Annotated in this window: 6 protein-coding genes; 2 read left to right on the top strand and 4 right to left on the bottom strand. The window is 65.0% G+C overall.

What is annotated here, in order from left to right:
• Window positions 1–82 precede the first annotated feature (82 nt).
• Window positions 83–484: a RidA family protein gene (locus tag AB7P10_RS19960; RefSeq protein WP_428295590.1), complete on the bottom strand. Its 402-nt coding sequence runs from the start codon at window positions 482–484 to the stop codon at window positions 83–85.
• A 135-nt stretch (window positions 485–619) separates the two neighbouring features.
• Between AB7P10_RS19960 and AB7P10_RS19955 the strand changes: the two genes are divergently transcribed.
• Entirely contained in the window at window positions 620–1,543 is a 924-nt protein-coding gene (locus tag AB7P10_RS19955; RefSeq protein WP_428295589.1) for a LysR substrate-binding domain-containing protein, read from the top strand.
• Between the two features lie 22 nt (window positions 1,544–1,565).
• Here the strand turns inward: AB7P10_RS19955 and AB7P10_RS19950 are convergent, their stop codons facing one another.
• Both AB7P10_RS19950 and AB7P10_RS19945 read right to left on the bottom strand, forming a co-directional pair.
• Window positions 1,566–2,195 (bottom strand): excalibur calcium-binding domain-containing protein, encoded by a 630-nt coding sequence (locus AB7P10_RS19950; protein ID WP_428295588.1) that lies wholly within the window; start codon window positions 2,193–2,195, stop codon window positions 1,566–1,568.
• 29 nt (window positions 2,196–2,224) lie between these two features.
• Complete coding sequence (locus AB7P10_RS19945) at window positions 2,225–4,045, bottom strand: 3'-5' exonuclease (RefSeq protein WP_428295587.1); 1,821 nt, start codon at window positions 4,043–4,045, stop codon at window positions 2,225–2,227.
• 183 nt (window positions 4,046–4,228) lie between these two features.
• Between AB7P10_RS19945 and AB7P10_RS19940 the strand changes: the two genes are divergently transcribed.
• On the top strand, window positions 4,229–4,555 hold the full coding sequence (locus tag AB7P10_RS19940; protein WP_428295586.1) for a hypothetical protein: 327 nt from the start codon (window positions 4,229–4,231) through the stop codon (window positions 4,553–4,555).
• Window positions 4,556–4,575: 20 nt separating this feature from the next.
• On the opposite strand, the gene AB7P10_RS19935 is transcribed toward AB7P10_RS19940, so the two are convergent.
• A partial coding sequence (locus AB7P10_RS19935) for a peptidase (protein WP_428295585.1) occupies window positions 4,576–5,272 on the bottom strand: 697 nt, incomplete at its 5' end.

Below are 5,272 nucleotides of genomic sequence, written 5' to 3'. Positions count from 1 at the left end.
TTAGACCATCGGGGCCCGCATTTCAAACCGGATCGATGAAGTGCCCGCGAGTCTCGCCCCTGAAGTTCGGCCCGTTTGCGCGTCAGACCGCTTCCGGCAACCTCGCAATCACCTTGATCTCGAACTGAAACCCGTAGAGCCAGGTCACGCCAATGCCGGTGAGCGTCGGGTGCGGGGCATCGCCCCAGTACTCGCCCACCACCTTCCAGGCGGGTTCGAAATTTGTGGCCGGGTCGACGAGGAAGACGGTCACGTCGACCACGTCCTTGAAGCTGCAACCGGCGGCCGAGAGGATGGCGTTCAGGTTGTCGAAGGCAAGCCGGACTTGCGCCTCCAGCTCGGGCTCGGGCGAGCCATCGGGCCGGCTGCCCAGCTGGCCCGAGACGAACAGGAAACCGTTGGACCGGATCGCTGGCGAATAGCGGTTCTTTTCGTAGAGCGCCTGGCGCCCGGCGGGAAACACAACATCGTCACGTGCAGACATGGAAGACCTCTTTCGTTGAAATGGGTGAATGGATGGAGGGACTCTAGGCATTCACCGCCTGCGGATAAACAGGCCAGTCGCACAATGACTGTTTGAGAATCCCAAACAATCCCTGGGACAACCGGAGCCTCAGACATGGACCGTTTCGACGCGCTGCAGGCCTTTGCTCGTGTGGTGGAGGCCGGCAGCTTCACCAAGGCGGCGCAGACGCTGCACATGAGCAAGACCACCGTCACGCAGCTGGTGCAGCAGCTGGAAGCGCGGTTGCGTGTGAAGCTGCTGAACCGCACCACGCGGCGGGTGAAGGTCACGCCCGATGGCGCCGCCTACTACGAGCGCGTGGTGCGCGTGCTGGCGGACCTGGAAGACGCGGACACCAGCCTCTCCAGCGCCCTGGCCGCACCCCGGGGCCGCCTGCGCGTGGACGTGCCCAGCCCGCTCGCGCGCCTGATCCTGATGCCGGCGCTGCCCGCCTTCCACGCGCGGTACCCGGAGATTCAGTTCGACATGGGCGTGAGCGACCGGGTGGTGGACCTGATCGGCGACAACGTGGACTGCGTGCTGCGTGGCGGTGAAGTGACCGACCCGTCCCTCATCGTGCGCCACGTGGGCGACCTGCGCCTGGGCGTGTATGCGGCGCCGAGCTACCTGGCACGCGCCGGCACGCCGCTCCACCCCAACGAGTTGACGAACGACACGCACCACCGCACCGTGGGCTACCTGCGCTCACGCAGCGGCAAGGTCGCACCCATCACCATGCAGCGCGACGAAGAGCAGATCGAGGTACAGGGCCGCTACGTGGTGGCGGTGGACGACGGCAACGCCTACCTGGCCGCCGGTGTGGCCGGCATGGGCGTGCTCTGGCTGCCCGAGTACATGGCCCAAGCGCATGTGCAGCGCGGTGAGTTGGTGCCGCTGTTCGAAGACGGCTGGCACTTCGACCCGATGCCGATGTATGTGGCCTTCCCACCAAACCGGCACGTGAGCGCCAAGCTGCGCGCGTTCATTGACTGGGTGGTGGAACTGATGGCGGTGCATGCGCCGGTGGTCATCAGATGACGCGACCAGGGCACCGCACCACTCACCCGCCGCACAGCTGCTGCTCACACGGTACGCCATCCCCATCCCCGTCCATCTTCGTGCCGGGACAGTTCCTCAAAAAGAAGGTGGCTTCCGAGCACGACGTCATCTGCGAACAGTGCTGGCGGCCGTCGCACTGAAAGGCGGGAGCGCGGGGCGGTGCCGCCACGGACGGCGCCGGGGCCGCCATCGCGCCTTGCGGGGTGTCTGCCTTCAGTGAGCGCTCCGCCTGGAAGCCGCGGTACGCACCGTATCCCCACCAGCCCAGCACAGCCACCACCAGCGCGGCAATGAGCAAGGCGCCCAACGATGGCGACGACGAAGCCGGCTCGGTCCGCTTCAAATGCCGGCGGCGCTGCGCGTCGGTGGGCCGTTCGCGCTCGTGCGTTGACGGCTCTGCCTGAAAGCTACCCAGCCGCTGCACCCGCACCGCGCGTTTGCGGCCGTCCTTGCCTGGCTCGATCTCGAAGGACAGGGGCTCGCCAACGCGGGGATGGCGACCATCACGCGGGAAGGCCGATACGTGCACGAAAAGATCCCCTTCACCGTGTTCGGCCACCACGAAGCCGAAGCCACGATCAATGTCCCAGGTCTTGAGTGTGCCGTTGAAGCGGGTGGAGGTTGTGGGCATGCCGGGCTCTTTTCGCAGGTGCACGTCAATCAGGTTGCCAGCCGCTGCCCGAACTGCCCCTGCCCGCCCACACCCACGATGAGTCGCTGCGTGGCCCGCGTGGCACCGACGTAGAACAACCGGGCCTCTTCCCTTTCGCTCTGGCCACTGGCAGGCATGTTGCCCACGCCCACCAGTGCGACCACGGGGAACTCCAGCCCCTTGCTCACGTGCATCGTCATCACCTTGATGGTGTCGGCCGCCGGATTGAAACTGCCCGAACCCTTGCGCACCTGATGCGGCAACCGGCGCTGCCGCAGCACGCCGGCGCACACATCCATCTCGCTGTAGTGGCGGCAGAGGATGGCCATGTCGCCCCAGGCGTGGCCTTCCCGGTGGGCGGCGCTCAACAGCTCCGCTACTTCACTCGCTTCGGCCCGCAGGTTCGGCAAGCGGATGACGATAGGCTGTTCGCCATCGCGCCCGCAGCTCACTGGCTTGAGCAACGGCACGCCGTCGTCGTCCTTGTCCTCGGCGGTCAGCAGGTCGGCGGCGATGAGGCTGGCCGTCTGCAGGATCTGCCGCGTGTTGCGGTAGTTGATCTTCAGGATGGTGGTTCGGCCCTGCGCCTGGATGCCCACGCTCTTGAAGCTGAACTGCTTGCTGTGGGTGCGCTCGTAAATGCTCTGCGCATCGTCGTACAGCACCAGCAGGCTGTTGGTGGCCGGGTCAACCATCTGCGTGACGAGCTTGAGCCATTCGGGCGCGAAGTCATGGCCTTCGTCGATCAGCACCGCCTGGTACTGCCCGCTCGGAATCTGCCTGCGGTCAACGCCTTCGATCACGCGTTGCACCATCTCGTTCATCCAGACGCTGATTGGCAGGTTGTCCATGGGCAGGCTCTGCCCGTAGGCCACGAGCTGGCTGCGACACCACTTGTGAAAGTGCACGGCATGCACGTGGGATGAGAGTCCTTTGCCCGCCATCACCCGGGCCAGCTGCAGCGCCAGCGGCTCGTTGTAGCAAAGCACCAGGATCGGTTTGCTGTGCGCGGTTTGCGCCTTCACCAGATGCTCCGCCCGGTAGCCCAGCAGCATGGTCTTGCCCGAGCCGGCCACGCCGTGGATGACGCGGTGGCCGTCACCCAGGCTGCGCGCCAGCTGTTCCTGCTGCAGGTCCATCACGCGCATCATGCTGGGCAGTTCTGCAGACCCGTCCTCAGTGGCGAACAAAGCGCCCTGGTCGGGCACGCGCACCTCGGGAAACAGAATCCAGCGCACACGGTCGAGCTGCGGCAGCGACATGACGCCGCGGATCACGTACGGGAACATGCCCCACAGACGGCTTTGCAATTCCTCGGGCGTGGCGGATTCGACCATCTCGTCCTGGCAGATCACGCGATGCGGCTCGATGGCCTGGCTCAGCTGTGCCGATTCAAACTGTTTGCGCGTGATGTTGGGCAACACCACACCGTAACTCCAGGGGAACGCCAGCTTGCCCTGGTAAGGGCCTTCTGGCTGCACCAGTTGAGGGTCTCGCTCCAGCGCGTTCACCACCTGGTGCGCGTACTGCCGCGCCTGTTCCAGTGGATTGGGTACCGTCTTCGGCCCCGTCTCGCCATGGATGTCCCAGGACTGCTTGTTGGCCTGGATGAGGGTCGAGAGGCGGAAGTCCTTGACCTCCAGCACCAGAATGCCGCGGCGCGGATGCATCACCACGAAATCGGGGTGCGAGTGGCGCGGCCCGACGGGCACGTCGTACCACAGCAGATAGTCGTCATCGAGCTTCTGCTCCAGCCGCTCGGCCACACGACGCTCGCCGCTGGTCATGCGCGATACGCAACTGCCCAGTGAAGGAATCAGGATTGCCATGTCTTGAAGCGCCTCCTCTTGCCGTATTGGATGTCGCAATGCCTCATTGAAGCTGTCCTGCATTAAATGCGAATTGCCCGAATACAGCACAAATCTGGCTATTGACGTCGGAATAATTTGATCGTCGCCCCCCCCATGGCGACCACTGGTGGCGTCAATGCGTTGAAAGGCAAAATTCCCAGCATGCCCCGCCGCCCCCACCACCACGTCTACGTGATCGAGCTGCACAAGGACGTGCTGCTGGAGAGCAAATTCCGCAAGAACAACCCGGGTTACGTGGACGGCAAGCCCTGCGTGTATGTGGGCATGACCGGGCTCGACCCGGATGTGCGCTTCGACAAGCACAAGGCCGGCATTCAGGCGAATGCGTATGCACAGAAGTACGGTCTGCGCCTGTTGCCGGATCTCTATGAAGGGTTCAACCCGATGACGTACGAGGACGCCGTGGAGAAGGAAATCGAGATCGGCATCGACCTGCGCTCGGCGGGGTTCGGCGTCTGGCAGGCCTGAAGCACAGGCGCTGGCTCACATCAATCGCTGGCTTCTTCTGGCGAGTCCAGCGCGAAGTCGATGGCCGCGATCACGGCTGCCACCTGCGCCGCAATGCACTGCTCGGCGGTTGCGCGCGGGCTGTCGGGGTACACCTCGGTGGTGGTGGTGTAGCGCGCGCCCGTGATGCCCGGGCACAAACCAATGGCCTTGTACGGATAGCAGATGACGCCGCGCCGGAACAGCGGCGTACCGATGATGCTGCCCTGCGCATCGGCGGGCGCGATGTGCGTGACGCGCTCCACCGCCGAGACGATGGCTTGCTGGAACGCGGGTTGCGGGTTGGCGGCGTCGGCCACCAGATAGAAGCCATCCGGAATGTGGCAGGGCTCGAAAGGTTTGCCATCGCGCGCGGCCAGGGCGGGCCGGAATTCGGATTCGTCGGAATCGGTCGTTTCGTGCAGATCGATGTGGACGCGGAACTCATGCCGCAGCGGCTGCACCAGGCGCATGAGGGCGGCAGATTCTTCAGCAGGGCTGGGCTCGCGGAACGAGCGGTTCGGGTCGATGGCGTCGAAATTCCAGCGGTGGATGCGCTCGTACGACCACGGGCTCACGCAGGGCACCTCCAGCAGAGTGGCCCGCCCCGTATAGGCCTGGGCAGGCTGGTCCTCAATGCGCGGCGCGCGGTGCACGCCGCGGGTGGCGTTGCCGTGCGCGCCACCGGTGGCCAGCAGG

Source organism: Hydrogenophaga sp. (assembly GCF_050182545.1).
GTDB lineage: Bacteria > Pseudomonadota > Gammaproteobacteria > Burkholderiales > Burkholderiaceae_C > Hydrogenophaga.
The sequence above is the reverse complement of the archived record's forward strand: the minus strand, read 5'-3'. Positions and strand labels throughout refer to the sequence as shown.